Raw genomic sequence first — 14,081 nt, 5'->3', positions numbered from 1 at the left:
ACCCCGGATCAGCGCACCAGATGCAGGAACTGCATGTGGCGTTCGTACTGGTCGAGGATGTCGTTGATGATCTGCTCCTTGCTGTAGCCCATCAGATCGTAGTCCTGGCTACCCTCGGACAGATGCACCTCGGCACGGTAGTAACGGCGGTTGCGCAGCTCTTTCGGGCCCATGCCGCCTCGGGCGAAGGATGGGGTGAAATAACCGCGCATCTGCACCTGGTAGACGAACGGATGCTGGTCGCCGTGGCCGATTTCCAGGCTGACGCTGTCGTTGGCCGGATCGGGCTGGGTGATGACGTTCAGGCCCTTCTCGACGAATACCGCCGTCACCTCCTCGATGGCCGGGCGCACGGTCTGGTCGAGGAAGCGATACACCTCGTCCCGCGACGGGAAATGCACTGCCTGGCTCAAGCGCTGGCGCCAACCACCCCGGCCTCGGCGCGATGCCGATACCGGCGCCAGGGAATGCAGCTGGGCGATGCGCTTCTGCGACTCCATGTAGAACGCCTTGTGCAGGCCCCACATCATCAACAGCAGGATCAGCGAGAACGGCAGCGAGGTCAGGACCACCGCCGACTTCAGCGAATCGACGCTACCGGCGAACAGCAGCCCGCTGGTGACCAGGGCGGTCATCGCGCCCCAGAACACCCGCAGCCATTTCGGGCCGTCTTCGTCCGCGCTGCCGCCCCGCGCCGACAAGGTGGAGAGCACCACGGTGCCGGAGTCCGCCGAGGTGACGAAGAACACGAAGCTGATGAACACCGTGACCGCGATCACGGTCTTGCTCCAGGGGTAGGTTTCCAGCAGCAGGTAGAGGGTCATCGATGGATTGTCGATGGCCGACATGCCCAGGGCGCTCATGCCGTGGTTGAGCACCTGGTCGATGGCGCTGTTGCCGAAGATCGACATCCACGCCAGGGTGAAGCCCAGGGGAATCAGCAGCACGCCGAAGACGAATTCACGGATGGTTCGGCCCCGGGAAATCCGCGCGATGAACAGCCCCACGAACGGCGACCAGGCAATCCACCAGGCCCAGTAGAACACCGTCCAGCCACCCAGCCAGTCGCTGGGCTTGTCATAGGCGTAGACGTCGAAGCTCTTGGCCGGCAACGCGCCCAGGTAGTCACCCAGGTTCTGGATCAGGGTATTGAGCAGATGCTGGGTCGGGCCGGCGAACAGCACGAATAGCAGCAGCGCTACCGCCAGCAGCATGTTGATGTCGGACATCACCCGCACGCCCTTGTCGACCCCGGATACCGCCACGGTGATCGCCGCGCCCATCATCAGGGTGATCAACAAGACCTGGATCCACTGGGTGTGGGCGATGCCGAACAGGTAGTCGAGGCCGGAGTTCAGGTGCAACACGCCAAACCCCATGTCGGCGCCCAGGCCGAACACCGTGGCGATGATGCCGAAGCCATCCACCGCATAGCCGATGGGGCCATTGATGCGCTTGCCGATCAGCGGATACAGCGCCGAACGCAGGGCCAGCGGCAGGTTATGCCGGTAGGCGAAGTACGCCAGGGCCATGCCGACGAAGGCAAACACGCCCCAGCCATGCAGGCCCCAGTGCAGGAACAGCAACTGCATGCCCTGGCGCGCCGCCTCCACCGTGCCCGCCTCGCCCTTGGGCGGCTGGAGCATGTGGGTCAGGGGTTCGGAAACGCAGAAAAAGAACAGGGTGATGCTGATCCCGGCGGCGAACAGCATGCCGGCCCAGGACAGGTAGCTGAACTCGGGCTCGTCGTGGTCGGCACCGAGCTTGATCTTGCCGTAGCCGGACAAGGCGGTGACCACCACGAAGACCAGGTACAGGGTCATGGCCAGCATGTAGTACCAGCCGACCGTATTGGCCGCCCAGTTCTGCGCGGCCAGCAGCCAGGCACCGGCCTGTTCCGGCAGGCTGATCACCACCACGCCGAAGATCAGGATGAAGCTGGCGGCGAAGTAGAACACCGGGGGATTCATGCGAACCAGGCTGTTCGCGGGGGTGGATGATGCACTCATGAATGGCGCACCTCGAAGGGGTGAAACATGGCTGAAATGTACGGACTCAGCAAAGGCAAGCCTCCTGTTGTGAGCGGGCAGCGAACCACCGGTTTAACTTGAACAAGCGTTCAAGTTAAACATGGATAAGGGGTTCAGGACCAATTGCAGGGCTCAGCGGTACTGTCAGTACGCTAGCTCAAGGAAGGGTATGACGTATGCCGGGCGCAATCGTTCAGCGCTGCGGCCGCATCGGAGGCGAGAAAGCCCGGCCGGCCCCTGAAGGCACTGCCGGGCATGCGTAGCCGCTTCGTGTAGCCGCTGCCGCAGGCTGCGCTGCGCACGGGCACGCAGCGCCTGCATTGAGGGTGGCAGGCCCGCCAGCGGCCACAGGTTACTTCTGCGAGCCGTCGTCGTGCTGCAGGTTGGCCTGGGTCAGGTTGCAGCCCGCCGGCACGCTGCGGGTCAGCCAGACGTTGCCGCCGATGGTCGAGCCCTTGCCGATGGTGATGCGCCCGAGGATGGTCGCGCCGGCGTAGATCACCACGTCGTCCTCGACGATCGGGTGGCGCGGATGGCCCTTCTGCAACTGGCCGTCCTCGTCCGCCGGGAAGCGCTTGGCCCCCAGGGTCACCGCCTGGTAGATGCGCACCCGCTCGCCGATGATCGCGGTCTCGCCGATCACCACGCCGGTACCGTGGTCGATGAAGAAGCTCTTGCCGATCTGCGCCCCCGGGTGGATGTCGATACCGGTGGCCGAGTGGGCGATTTCCGAGCTGATCCGCGCCAGCAACGGCAGACCGGCACCATACAAGTGGTGCGCCAGGCGATGGTGGATCACCGCCAGGATGCCCGGGTAGCACAACAGCACTTCGTCGACGCTGCGGGCCGCCGGATCGCCGTGGTAAGCGGCCAGCACATCGGTATCCAGCAATACGCGCAGGCCGGGCAGGGCCAGGGCGAAATCCTGGATCAGGCGAATCGCCCGGGCATTGACGTCGGTATCGCTTTCACCGTTCTGCCGGGCCACGTAGCGCAGTTCCAGGCGCGCCTGGGCCAGCAAGGCGTTGAGCGCCGCGTCCAGGGTGTGGCCGACGTAGAAATCCTCGCTCTCCTCGCGCAGGTCCACCGGCCCCAGGCGCATGGGGAACAGCGCACCGCACAGGGCCTCGAGGATCTCCGCCATGGCCGCCCGCGACGGCAGCTCGCGGCCACCCTGCTCGCCGCTGACCCGACCGTTGCGGCTACGCCACTGATCACGGGCATCGCGCAGTTGACCGACGATGGTCTGCAATTGCCAATGGCTGGAACGCTCGCTCACGATAAGACTCCTAGACTCGGGCGGCCGGACTGTCAGGCCGCGCAAACGGCGATCACTTTACGCCCGGTCACGATCACCCTTAAGAACTAATTGTGCGCATATAAGCACTTTTTGGCATAAGCGATCGGCGGTTGCCCGGCCAAATATCGCTGCCTATAGTCGTTGCACCTTCCTTGTTCCGTGCGGACTCATGATCAAACAACAGCTCGCCCGTTTCGACCGCCTCGACCTGCTCGGCCACGCCACCGCCCTGGAAAAGCTCCAACGCCTGTCGGCCTGGACCGGCCGCGACATCTACATCAAGCGTGACGACACCACGCCCCTGGCCATGGGCGGCAACAAGCTGCGCAAGCTCGAATACCTGGCGGCCGATGCCCTGGCCCAGGGTGCCGACACCCTGGTCACCGCCGGGGCCATCCAGTCCAACCACGTACGCCAGACCGCGGCGCTGGCCGCCCAACTGGGCCTGGGTTGCGTCGCCCTGCTGGAAAACCCCATCGGCACCGACGATGCCAACTACCTGGGCAACGGCAACCGCCTGCTGCTGGAACTGTTCGATGCCAAGGTCGAGCTGGTGGACAACCTCGACCAGGCCGACGAGCAGCTCCAGGCCCTGGCCGCGCGCCTGCGCAGCAATGGCAAGAAGCCCTACCTGGTGCCCATCGGCGGTTCCAATGCCCTGGGCGCCCTGGGCTACGTGCGCGCCGGCCTGGAGCTGGCGCAACAGATCGAGGACAGCGGCCTGCGCTTCGCCGCCGTAGTCCTGGCCTCCGGCAGCGCCGGCACCCACAGCGGCCTGGCCCTGGGCCTGAGCGAAGCCTTGCCGCAACTGCCGGTGATCGGCGTTACCGTCTCGCGCACCGAGGAAGACCAGCGACCCAAGGTCCAGGGGCTGGCCGAGCGCACCGCCGAACTGCTGGGCGTACCGTTGCCGCAAAGTTTCAACGTGCAGCTGTGGGACGAGTATTTCGCCCCGCGCTATGGCGAGCCCAATGCTGGCACCCTGGCCGCAGTCAAGCTCCTGGCCAGCCAGGAGGGCTTGCTGCTGGACCCGGTCTACACCGGCAAGGCCATGGCCGGGTTGCTGGACGGCATCGGTCGCCAGCGATTCGACGAGGGCCCGATCCTGTTCCTGCACACCGGCGGAGCCCCGGCGCTGTTCGCTTATGCCGGGGCCTTCAGCTGAAGATCAAAGCAAGGAAATACATCGGCAAAGGCGAGTGCCTTGCGCTCGTGCGCAGCCGGCGGCAGCGACTGCGAAAGGCGGATCAAATATTCACAACAGGAATATAAATGTGAATTTATATTATTTTTACATCTATAAAAGAGCACCTATAGTCGCGCCGCAGGCGAATTTGCCGGGAGACGCATACGCTGCATTTAGGGCAGGATGAAACCTGCATTCCGGCTCACCGTTCGACCCGCACCACCCATTCGCATCGTGCATAAGAAACCACAGGGGCTTGTCATGAATCTTTCCGTACTGCGTCGCAATCTGCTGATTGGCACACTGGGCCTGGCCCTCGGTGCCGGACTGATGGGGCAAGCGGTTGCCGGCGAGCAACTGCAGAAGATCAAGGACGCGGGGGTGATCAACGTCGGCCTGGAAGGCACCTACCCACCGTTCAGCTATGTCGACGAAAACGGCAAGCTGACCGGCTTCGAAGTGGAATTCTCCGAAGCCCTGGCCAACAAGCTCGGGGTCAAGGTCAAGTTGCAGCCGACCAAGTGGGACGGCATCCTCGCGGCCCTGGAATCCAAGCGCCTGGACGCCGTGGTCAACCAGGTGACCATCTCCGAGGAGCGCAAGAAGAAATACGACTTCTCCACCCCCTACACCGTCTCCGGCATCCAGGCCCTGACCCAGAAGAAGGACGAGGGCAAGTTCAAGACCGCCGCCGACCTGGCCGGGCACAAGGTCGGGGTGGGCCTGGGCACCAACTACGAGCAATGGCTGAAGGAAAACGTGCCCAACGCCATCATCAAGACCTACGACGACGATCCGACCAAGTACCAGGACCTGCGAGTAGGCCGTATCGAAGCCATCCTGGTGGACCGCCTGGCGGCCTTCGAGCTGATCAAGAAAACCAAGGACACCCTGGTGGTCTCCGGCGACCCCTTCTCCCGCCAGGAATCCGGCGTGGCCCTGCGCAAGGGCGAACCGGAACTGCTGGCCGCGGTGAACAAGGCGATCGAGGAGCTGCGGGCCGACGGCACGCTGAAGAAACTCTCGGAAAAGTACTTCAACGCTGACGTCACCCAATAATGGAAGCAGGCCTGCAACTGGCGCTGGACTCGGCGCCATTCCTGCTCAAGGGTGCGTACTACACGGTGATCCTGAGCCTGGGCGGCATGTTCTTCGGGCTGCTGCTGGGCTTCGGCCTGGCCTTGATGCGCTTGTCGCGCTTCGCGCTGGTGAGCTGGATCGCCCGGATCTACGTGTCGTTCTTTCGCGGCACGCCGCTCTTGGTGCAGCTCTTCGTGATCTACTACGGCCTGCCGCAACTGGGGCTGGAGCTGGACCCGCTGCCTGCGGCGCTGATCGGCTTCTCCCTGAACATGGCGGCCTACGCCTGTGAAATCCTCAGGGCCGCCATCGGTTCCATCGAGCGCGGCCAGTGGGAAGCCGCCGCCAGCATCGGCATGACCCGGGCCCAGACCCTGCGCCGGGCGATCCTGCCGCAAGCCATGCGCACCGCCCTGCCGCCGTTGGGCAACAGCTTCATCTCGCTGGTCAAGGACACTGCCCTGGCCGCCACCATCCAGGTCCCGGAACTGTTCCGCCAGGCGCAGCTGATCACCGCCCGGACCTTCGAAATCTTCACCATGTATCTTGCCGCCGCTCTGATCTACTGGGTCCTGGCCAGCGTGCTCGCGCACCTGCAGCACCGTCTGGAAGAGCGGGTCAATCGGCACGACCAGGAGTCTTGAAGCCATGATCGTGGTGGAAAAACTGACCAAGCAGTTCAAGGGCCAGACGGTGCTCAATGGCATCGACCTGGAGGTCAAGGAAGGCGAGGTGGTGGCCATCATCGGCCCCAGTGGCTCGGGCAAGACCACCTTCCTGCGTTGCCTGAACTTCCTCGAACAACCCACCAGCGGCCGGGTCCGCATCGGCGACATCGCCATCGACAGCAATGTCCCGCTGAGCCAGCAGCAAGGGCGGATCCGCCAACTGCGCCAGCAAGTGGGTTTCGTGTTCCAGAACTTCAACCTGTTCCCCCACCGCACCGCCCTGGAGAACGTCGTCGAGGGCCCGCTGGTGGTGAAGAAGACCCCACGCGAGCAGGCCCTGGCCCTGGGCCGCAAGCTCCTGGCCAAGGTCGGCCTGGCAGGCAAGGAAGACGCCTACCCCAGGCGCCTGTCCGGCGGCCAGCAGCAGCGGGTGGCGATCGCCCGGGCCCTGGCCATGGAGCCCAAGGTGATCCTGTTCGACGAACCCACCTCGGCCCTGGACCCGGAGCTGGTGGGCGAGGTGCTGGCGACCATCCGCGGCCTGGCCGAGGAGAAGCGCACCATGGTCATCGTCACCCACGAGATGAGCTTCGCCCGCGACGTGGCCAACCGGGTGATCTTCTTCGACAAGGGGGTGATCGTCGAACAGGGCGAAGCCAAGGCCCTGTTCGCCCACCCCCGGGAAGAACGCACCCGGCAGTTCCTCAGCAAGTTCCTCACCTCGGCCTGACCCACCCCAAGAACCCCAAGGCCGCTACGCAATCTGCGGCAGCGGCCACGCCAAACGCCACCCCCACCTGTAGCCGCTGCCGAGCAGCGCGAGCTGCGCCAAGGCCCGCAGGGCCCTCAAACCCCAAAACCCACAGCCGCTGCGCACCCATGCGCAGCCTGCGGCAGCAGCTGCACAAGCCTCGATACCCACACGCCCAATGCCCCGCCTGACGTATACGTAACCCTCTTCTATACATATTCCTATAAGTTAGTTCATTTAATTTTTATCCACGTTTAGGGTATATGCCACCGGACCACCGGACATTCTTGATCCTGATTTCGCCGCATGACGCGGCCTATCCAAAGATGTGAGGTAGGTATGGTTCGGAACACAATCACCCCAGTGCAGATCGCCAGGGCATTGCGTGCAGCCAAGGAGTGGCACTGATGTCCAGTCTGGTAGAAGCACAGGTCCAGAGCGACCTGGACATTGCCCCCCTGTTGTTGCCCGCACAGGTCTTGCGTAACGACGCCGAGGCCCTGCAAGCCGCCCATGAACTGGCCGACGTGGCCCGCCAGCAGGCCGCCCAGCGCGACCGCCAGCGCAAGCTGCCCTGGGCGCTGGTCGAGCAGTTCACCCGCAGCGGCCTGGGCAGTATCGCCATTCCCCGGGCCTATGGCGGCCCACAGGTTTCCTACGTGACCGTGGCCGAGGTCTTCGCGATCATTTCCGCGGCGGACCCGGCCCTCGGGCAGATCCCGCAGAACCAGTTCGGGATCCTCAACCTGATCCTCGGTTGCGGCACCGAGCGCCAGAAGAAACAGCTGCTGCAAAGCGTCCTGGAAGGCTGGCGCATCGGCAATGCCGGCCCGGAGCGCGGCACCAAGAACACCCTGGAACTCAAGGCGCGGATCAGCGCCGATGCCGACGGCCATGTGCTCAATGGCCAGAAGTTCTATTCCACCGGTGCGCTGTTCGCCCACTGGGTGGCGGTCAAGGCGCTCAACGACGATGGTCGCCAGGTCCTGGCCTTCGTCCGCCGTGGCACCCCGGGGCTGCGCATCATCGATGACTGGTCGGGCTTCGGCCAGCGCACCACCGCCAGCGGCACCATCTTGCTGAACAACGTGCGGGTGGACTCCGATCTGGTGCTGGACAACTGGAAGATCAACGAGACCCCGAACATCCAGGGCGCCGCCTCGCAACTGATCCAGGCCGCCATCGACGCCGGGATCGCCCGCGAAGCCCTGGCCGATGCCATTCGCTTCGTCCGTGAACGCTCGCGGCCGTGGATCGACGCCAACGTCGAACGGGCCAGCGACGACCTCTATGTGATCGCCGACATCGGCAAGCTGCAGATCGAACTGCACGCCGCCGAGGCCCTGCTGCGCAAGGCCGGCCAAGTACTGGACCAGGTCAACGCGGCACCGGTCACCGTCGAGTCCGCGGCCCGCGCCTCCATCGCCGTGGCCGAAGCCAAGGTGCTGACCACCGAGATCTCCCTGCAAGCCAGCGAGAAACTGTTCGAGCTGGCCGGCAGCCGCGCCACCCTCGCCGAATTCAACCTTGACCGTCACTGGCGCAACGCCCGGGTGCACACCCTGCACGACCCGGTGCGCTGGAAGTACCACGCCGTGGGCGCCTATCACCTGAACGGCACGCTGCCGGCCCGTCACTCCTGGATTTAACCGCCCAGAACGCTTTTGACCAGATCTCTGGAGAAACACATGTCTCTTTCTCAACACGTCGCGGTCATCACCAGCGACGAGCAAGCCCTGATTGTCGCCAGCGACCTGGCGGAAGATTTCAAGCGCGACAGCGCCCTGCGCGATCGCGAACGGCGCCTGCCGCACCCCGAGCTGGAAGCCTTCAGCCGCTCCGGCCTGTGGGGCATCAGCGTACCCAAGGAATACGGCGGCGCTGGCGTCTCCAACGTCACCCTGGCCAAGGTCACCGCGCTGATCGCCGAGGCCGACGCCTCCCTGGGCCAGATCCCGCAAAACCATTTCTATGCCCTCGAAGTGCTGCGGGTGAACGGCAGCGAGCAGCAGAAGCAACGGCTGTACGCCGAGGTCCTGGCCGGCCGACGCTTCGGCAACGCCCTGGCCGAGCTGGGCACCAAGACCGCCCACGACCGCACCACCCGCCTGAGCCGCGACCGCAGCGGCCAGGGCTACCGCATCGACGGGCGCAAGTTCTACGCCACCGGCGCCATCTACGCCCAGCGCATCCCCACCTCGGTGGTGGATGAGGACGGCATCCAGCAACTGGCCTTCGTCCCCGCCGACAGCCAGGGCCTGAACGTGATCGACGACTGGAGCGGCTTCGGCCAGCGCACCACCGGCAGTGGCTCGGTGGTCTTCGAAAGCGTGGCGGTGGACGCCGCCGACGTGGTGCCGTTCCAGAGCGCCTTCGAGCGTCCGACCCCGGTCGGCCCCCTGGCGCAGATTCTCCACGCCGCCATCGACACCGGCATCGCCCGCGCCGCCTACGAAGACGCCCTGCGCTTCGTACGGACCAAGAGCCGGCCGTGGATCGATTCCGGCCACGACAAGGCCACCGACGACCCGCTGACCATCAAGAGCTTCGGCCACCTGAGCATTCGCCTGCACGCCACCGAGGCCCTGCTGGAACGGGCCGGGGAATTCCTCGACCACGCCCAGGCCCAGACCAACGCCGAGACCGTGGCGGCCGCCTCCATCGCCGTGGCCGAGGCCCGGGCCCTGAGCACGGAAATTTCCCTGGCGGCCGGCAGCACCCTGTTCGAACTGGCCGGCAGCCAGGCGACCCTGGCCGAGTACGGCCTGGACCGCCACTGGCGCAATGCCCGGGTGCACACCCTGCACGACCCGGTGCGCTGGAAGTACCACGCCGTGGGCAACTACTACCTCAACCAGCAGAACCCGCCACTGCGGGGGACCATCTGATGAGCGCCCTCGTTCCCACCAAGAAGAAGATCCTGCTCAACGCCTTCAACATGAACTGCGTCGGGCACATCAACCACGGCCTGTGGACCCACCCACGGGACACCTCCACCCAGTACCAGAGCCTCGAGTACTGGACCGAGCTGGCCCAGTTGCTGGAGCGCGGACTGTTCGACGGGCTGTTCATCGCCGACATCGTCGGGGTCTACGACGTCTACCAGGACTCGGTGGACGTGACGCTCAAGGAGTCGATCCAGCTGCCGGTCAACGACCCGCTGCTGCTGGTCTCGGCCATGGCCGCGGTCACCCGCAACCTGGGGTTCGGCCTCACCGCCAACCTCACCTACGAGGCGCCCTACCTGTTCGCCCGCAGGCTTTCCACCCTCGACCACCTGAGCCGTGGCCGGGTCGGCTGGAACATCGTCACCGGCTACCTGGACAGCGCCGCCCAGGCCATGGGCCTCAAGGAGCAGATCGAGCACGACCGCCGCTACGACCAGGCCGACGAATACCTGGAGGTGCTGTACAAGCTCTGGGAAGGCAGCTGGGAAGACGACGCCGTGGTCAACGACCGCGAGCAGCGCATCTATGCCCGGCCGGACAAGGTGCACAAGGTCGAGCACCAGGGCGAGTTCTACCAGGTCAGTGGTTATCACCTGTGCGAGCCCTCGCCCCAGCGCACCCCGGTGCTGTTCCAGGCCGGCAGTTCGGAGCGCGGCCTGGTGTTCGCCGGGCGCCACGCCGAATGCGTGTTCATCAGCGGGCAGAACAAGGCCGCGACCAAGGCCCAGGTAGACAAGGTCCGCGCCAGCGCCGTGGCCGCCGGGCGCAACCCCGAGGACATCAAGATCTTCATGGGCCTGAACGTGATCGTCGGGGCCACCGAGGAGCTGGCCTGGAAGAAGCACGCCGAGTACCGCAGCCATGCCAGCGCCGAGGCCGGGGTCGCGCACTTCTCCGCCTCCACCGGTATCGACTTCGCCCAGTACGAACTCGACGAACCTATCCAGTACGTGAAGAACAACGCCATCCAGTCGGCCACCAAGCACCTGCAGAACAACGACTGGACCCGGCGCAAGCTCCTGGAGCAGCACGCCCTGGGCGGACGCTATTTCACCGTGGTCGGTTCACCGCAGCAGGTGGCCGACGACCTGGAATCCTGGATCGCCGAGACCGGCCTGGACGGCTTCAACCTGACCCGCATCGTCACCCCGGAAAGCTATGTCGACTTCATCGACCTGGTGATCCCGGAGCTGCAACGACGCGGGTCCTACAAGACCGCCTACGAGACCGGGACCCTGCGCGAAAAGCTCTTCCACCAGGACCGCAAGCTGCCCGCTCGCCACACCGGCGCGGCCTACCGCCGCTAACGGCATCGCGGGCAAGCCGGATCGCCGCCCGCTCGCTCCTGCAGAGGCATGCGCAGGAGCGAGGTTTGTCCGCGATAAGACCGTAATACCCCAAAAACCTCGATGCACTGACTGGAACCCAAGACCATGAACACCAAGCTCCCGCGCCATCCGGTCAAAGCACTGGCCCTCGCCCTCGGGCTCTTCGCCGGCAGCGTCTTCGCCGCCGAACCGCCACTCAAGGTCGGCACCACCGCCGCCTTCGCCATTCCCCTGGAGGCCGCCGTCGCCGAAGCCGGCAAGCAAGGCCTGAAGGTGGAACTGGTGGAGTTCAGCGACTGGATCGCGCCCAACGTCAGCCTGGCCGCCGGCGACATCGACGTGAACTACTTCCAGCACATCCCGTTCCTGGAAAACGCCAAGGCCGCCGCCGGTTTCGACCTGGTGCCCTTCGCCCCGGGGATCATCAACAACGTCGGCTTGTACTCGAAGAAGTACAAAAGCTTCGACGAACTGCCCCAAGGCGCCAGCGTGGCCATCGCCAACGACCCGATCAACAGCGGTCGCGGCCTGCAGCTGCTGGCCAAGGCCGGGCTGATCGACCTCAAGCCCGGGGTCGGCTACAAGGCAACCGAGGACGACATCATCGCCAACCCGAAGAAGATCAAGATTCTCCAGGTCGAGGCTGTGCAACTGGTGCGCGCCTACGACGACGCCGACCTGGTCCAGGGCTACCCGGCCTACATCCGCCTGGCCAAGACCTTCGATGCCGGCTCGGCGCTGCTGTTCGATGGCCTGGACCACAAGGAGTACGTGATCCAGTTCGTGATCCAGCCCAAGAGCAAGAACGACCCGCGGCTGATCAAGTTCGTCGATATCTACCAGCATTCGCCCGCCGTGCGCGCCGCCCTGGACCAGGCCCACGGCAAGCTCTACCAGGCCGGTTGGGAAGGTTGAGATGACAGTCGCCACACGCAAGCTCCCGCTCCCCGAACCCGAACCCCAGAGCGCCGAACGGACCGAGCTGCATCCGGACCTGAACCGCGCCCAGGTGCGCTTCATCGGCCTGGGCAAGACCTACCAGGGCCAGCAGGGTCCGGTCCAGGCCCTGCACGGCATCGACCTGGCGATCCAGCGCGGCGAGGTGTTCGGCATCATCGGCCGCAGCGGTGCCGGCAAGTCATCGCTGATCCGCACCATCAACCGCCTGGAACGCCCCAGCAGCGGCCGGGTGCTGATCGACCAGGTGGACATCGGCGAATTCGACGAAGACCGCCTGGTGGCCCTGCGCCGACGCATCGGCATGATCTTCCAGCACTTCAACCTGATGTCGGCCAAGACCGTGTGGCACAACGTCGAGTTGCCGCTGAAGGTGGCCGGGGTGCCCAAGGCCCAGCGCCAGCGCAAGGTCCGCGAACTGCTGGAACTGGTAGGCCTGAAGGACAAGCACCAGGCCTATCCGGCGCAGCTGTCCGGCGGCCAGAAGCAGCGGGTGGGAATCGCCCGGGCCCTGGTCCACGACCCCGAGATCCTGCTGTGCGACGAGGCCACCTCGGCCCTGGACCCGGAGACCACCCAGTCGATCCTCGGCCTGTTGCAAGAGATCAACCAGCGCCTGGGCCTGACCATCATCCTGATCACCCACGAGATGGCGGTGATCCGCGATATCTGCCACCGGGTGGTGGTCCTGGAGCGTGGGGGGATCGTCGAGCAGGGCCCGGTGTGGAAGGTCTTCGGCGACCCACAGCACGAGGTCAGCAAGACCCTGCTGGCGCCCTTGCAACATGAACTGCCCGAGGAGTTGCGCCAACGCCTGCGCAGCCATCCCGAGAGCGCCGCAGCGGCCGTGGTACTGAGCCTGCGCTTTACCGGCGCACAACGTGACGAGCCGGACCTGGCGGCGCTGTTCAACGCCCTGGGCGGGCGCGTGCGGCTGCTGCAAGGCGGGGTCGAGCGCATCCAGGGCCATGCCCTGGGCCAGCTGCTGCTGGCGGTGCAGGGCTCGTCCCTGGGCGCCGAGGAACTGCGCCAGCGAGCCAGGCAATGGGCACAACAGGTAGAGGTACTGGGTTATGTGGTTTGAACGTTTGCTCCAGGGCGTCCTGGATACCCTGCTGATGGTCGGCGTGTCGTCGTTGATCGCCCTGCTGGCGGGGATTCCCCTGGCGGTGATCCTGGTCACCAGCGGCAAGGGCGGGATCTACCAGGCTCCAGCGCTGAACCGGGCGCTGGGGGCCTTCGTCAACCTGTTCCGCTCGATCCCGTTCCTGATCCTGATGGTGGCGCTGATCCCCTTCACCCGGCTGATCGTCGGCACCACCTACGGGGTATGGGCGGCCGTGGTGCCGCTGACCATCGCCGCCACCCCGTTCTTCGCGCGGATCGCCGAAGTCAGCCTGCGCGAGGTCGACCATGGGCTGATCGAAGCGGCCCAGGCCATGGGCTGCCGACGCTGGCACATTGTCTGGCACGTGCTCTTGCCCGAGGCGCTGCCGGGCATAGTCGGCGGCTTCACCATCACCCTGGTGACCATGATCAACTCCTCGGCCATGGCCGGGGCCATCGGGGCCGGCGGGCTGGGAGACATCGCCTACCGCTACGGCTACCAGCGCTTCGACAGCCAGATCATGCTCACGGTGATCGTGTTGCTGGTGCTCCTGGTCGCGGCGATCCAGCTCGGCGGCGACCGCCTGGCCCGGCGCCTCAACAAGCGCTGAGCCGCTTCGCGCACCTGAAGGCCCTGCGAGCCTTGGCGCAGCCTCGCAGGCTCGACAGCGGCTCCAAGCGCGTACCCACAAGACCCGCTTCGTGTAGCCGCTGCCGCAGGCTGCG

12 protein-coding genes are annotated in these 14,081 nt (G+C 65.4%); 10 read left to right on the top strand and 2 right to left on the bottom strand.

Translation table 11 applies throughout. From position 1 onward, the window contains the following. Positions 1 to 8 precede the first annotated feature (8 nt). Together betT and epsC are read right to left on the bottom strand one after the other, a co-directional pair. A complete protein-coding gene (gene betT / locus C4K40_RS01345; RefSeq protein WP_022644183.1) occupies positions 9 to 1,970 on the bottom strand; it encodes a choline transporter BetT in 1,962 nt (653 codons plus the stop codon). Between the two features lie 412 nt (positions 1,971 to 2,382). Further along, entirely contained in the window at positions 2,383 to 3,309 is a 927-nt protein-coding gene (gene epsC / locus C4K40_RS01340; RefSeq protein ID WP_022644182.1) for a serine O-acetyltransferase EpsC, read from the bottom strand. Positions 3,310 to 3,499: 190 nt separating this feature from the next. On the opposite strand from epsC, the gene C4K40_RS01335 reads away from it, so the two are divergent. From C4K40_RS01335 to C4K40_RS01290, 10 genes are all read left to right on the top strand, one after another. Then, positions 3,500 to 4,495 (top strand): D-cysteine desulfhydrase, encoded by a 996-nt coding sequence (locus C4K40_RS01335; RefSeq protein ID WP_022644181.1) that lies wholly within the window; start codon positions 3,500 to 3,502, stop codon positions 4,493 to 4,495. A 282-nt stretch (positions 4,496 to 4,777) separates the two neighbouring features. Next, positions 4,778 to 5,575 carry a cystine ABC transporter substrate-binding protein gene (gene tcyJ / locus C4K40_RS01330; protein WP_022644180.1) on the top strand — a complete coding sequence of 266 codons (798 nt, stop codon included), beginning with the start codon at positions 4,778 to 4,780 and terminating at the stop codon, positions 5,573 to 5,575. Next, positions 5,575 to 6,240, top strand: coding sequence for a cystine ABC transporter permease (tcyL, locus tag C4K40_RS01325; protein WP_022644179.1), 666 nt, complete (start codon positions 5,575 to 5,577; stop codon positions 6,238 to 6,240). Before tcyJ ends, tcyL begins: the two co-directional genes overlap by 1 nt. A 4-nt stretch (positions 6,241 to 6,244) precedes the next feature. Next, positions 6,245 to 6,994: an L-cystine ABC transporter ATP-binding protein TcyN gene (gene tcyN, locus C4K40_RS01320; protein ID WP_053132714.1), complete on the top strand. Its 750-nt coding sequence runs from the start codon at positions 6,245 to 6,247 to the stop codon at positions 6,992 to 6,994. A gap of 428 nt (positions 6,995 to 7,422) precedes the next feature. Further along, entirely contained in the window at positions 7,423 to 8,664 is a 1,242-nt protein-coding gene (locus C4K40_RS01315) for an SfnB family sulfur acquisition oxidoreductase (protein WP_022644177.1), read from the top strand. Between the two features lie 39 nt (positions 8,665 to 8,703). Next, positions 8,704 to 9,903: an SfnB family sulfur acquisition oxidoreductase gene (locus C4K40_RS01310; protein ID WP_022644176.1), complete on the top strand. Its 1,200-nt coding sequence runs from the start codon at positions 8,704 to 8,706 to the stop codon at positions 9,901 to 9,903. Then, entirely contained in the window at positions 9,903 to 11,270 is a 1,368-nt protein-coding gene (locus tag C4K40_RS01305) for an LLM class flavin-dependent oxidoreductase (RefSeq protein WP_053132717.1), read from the top strand. The genes C4K40_RS01310 and C4K40_RS01305 overlap by 1 nt, the downstream gene beginning before the upstream one ends. A gap of 126 nt (positions 11,271 to 11,396) precedes the next feature. Further along, complete coding sequence (locus C4K40_RS01300; protein ID WP_053132720.1) at positions 11,397 to 12,206, top strand: MetQ/NlpA family ABC transporter substrate-binding protein; 810 nt, start codon at positions 11,397 to 11,399, stop codon at positions 12,204 to 12,206. Position 12,207: 1 nt separating this feature from the next. Next, on the top strand, positions 12,208 to 13,332 hold the full coding sequence (locus C4K40_RS01295; RefSeq protein WP_053132722.1) for a methionine ABC transporter ATP-binding protein: 1,125 nt from the start codon (positions 12,208 to 12,210) through the stop codon (positions 13,330 to 13,332). Then, positions 13,322 to 13,966, top strand: a complete 645-nt coding sequence (locus tag C4K40_RS01290) for a methionine ABC transporter permease (RefSeq protein ID WP_022644172.1) — start codon at positions 13,322 to 13,324, stop codon at positions 13,964 to 13,966. Before C4K40_RS01295 ends, C4K40_RS01290 begins: the two co-directional genes overlap by 11 nt. Positions 13,967 to 14,081 lie beyond the last annotated feature (115 nt).

The organism is Pseudomonas sp. CMR5c, assembly GCF_003850545.1.
Classification (GTDB): Bacteria; Pseudomonadota; Gammaproteobacteria; order Pseudomonadales; family Pseudomonadaceae; genus Aquipseudomonas; species Aquipseudomonas piscis.
The sequence above is the reverse complement of the archived record's forward strand: the minus strand, read 5'-3'. Positions and strand labels throughout refer to the sequence as shown.

What these genes read in the sequence shown, in the direction of transcription:
- betT (WP_022644183.1), bottom strand. Translation starts at nt 1,970, where the DNA reads ATGAATCCCCCGGTGTTCTACTTCGCCGCCAGCTTCATCCTGATCTTC.
- C4K40_RS01335 (WP_022644181.1), top strand. Translation starts at nt 3,500, where the DNA reads ATGATCAAACAACAGCTCGCCCGTTTCGACCGCCTCGACCTGCTCGGC.
- tcyJ (WP_022644180.1), top strand. Translation starts at nt 4,778, where the DNA reads ATGAATCTTTCCGTACTGCGTCGCAATCTGCTGATTGGCACACTGGGC.
- tcyL (WP_022644179.1), top strand. Translation starts at nt 5,575, where the DNA reads ATGGAAGCAGGCCTGCAACTGGCGCTGGACTCGGCGCCATTCCTGCTC.
- tcyN (WP_053132714.1), top strand. Translation starts at nt 6,245, where the DNA reads ATGATCGTGGTGGAAAAACTGACCAAGCAGTTCAAGGGCCAGACGGTG.
- C4K40_RS01315 (WP_022644177.1), top strand. Translation starts at nt 7,423, where the DNA reads ATGTCCAGTCTGGTAGAAGCACAGGTCCAGAGCGACCTGGACATTGCC.
- C4K40_RS01310 (WP_022644176.1), top strand. Translation starts at nt 8,704, where the DNA reads ATGTCTCTTTCTCAACACGTCGCGGTCATCACCAGCGACGAGCAAGCC.
- C4K40_RS01305 (WP_053132717.1), top strand. Translation starts at nt 9,903, where the DNA reads ATGAGCGCCCTCGTTCCCACCAAGAAGAAGATCCTGCTCAACGCCTTC.
- C4K40_RS01300 (WP_053132720.1), top strand. Translation starts at nt 11,397, where the DNA reads ATGAACACCAAGCTCCCGCGCCATCCGGTCAAAGCACTGGCCCTCGCC.
- C4K40_RS01295 (WP_053132722.1), top strand. Translation starts at nt 12,208, where the DNA reads ATGACAGTCGCCACACGCAAGCTCCCGCTCCCCGAACCCGAACCCCAG.
- C4K40_RS01290 (WP_022644172.1), top strand. Translation starts at nt 13,322, where the DNA reads ATGTGGTTTGAACGTTTGCTCCAGGGCGTCCTGGATACCCTGCTGATG.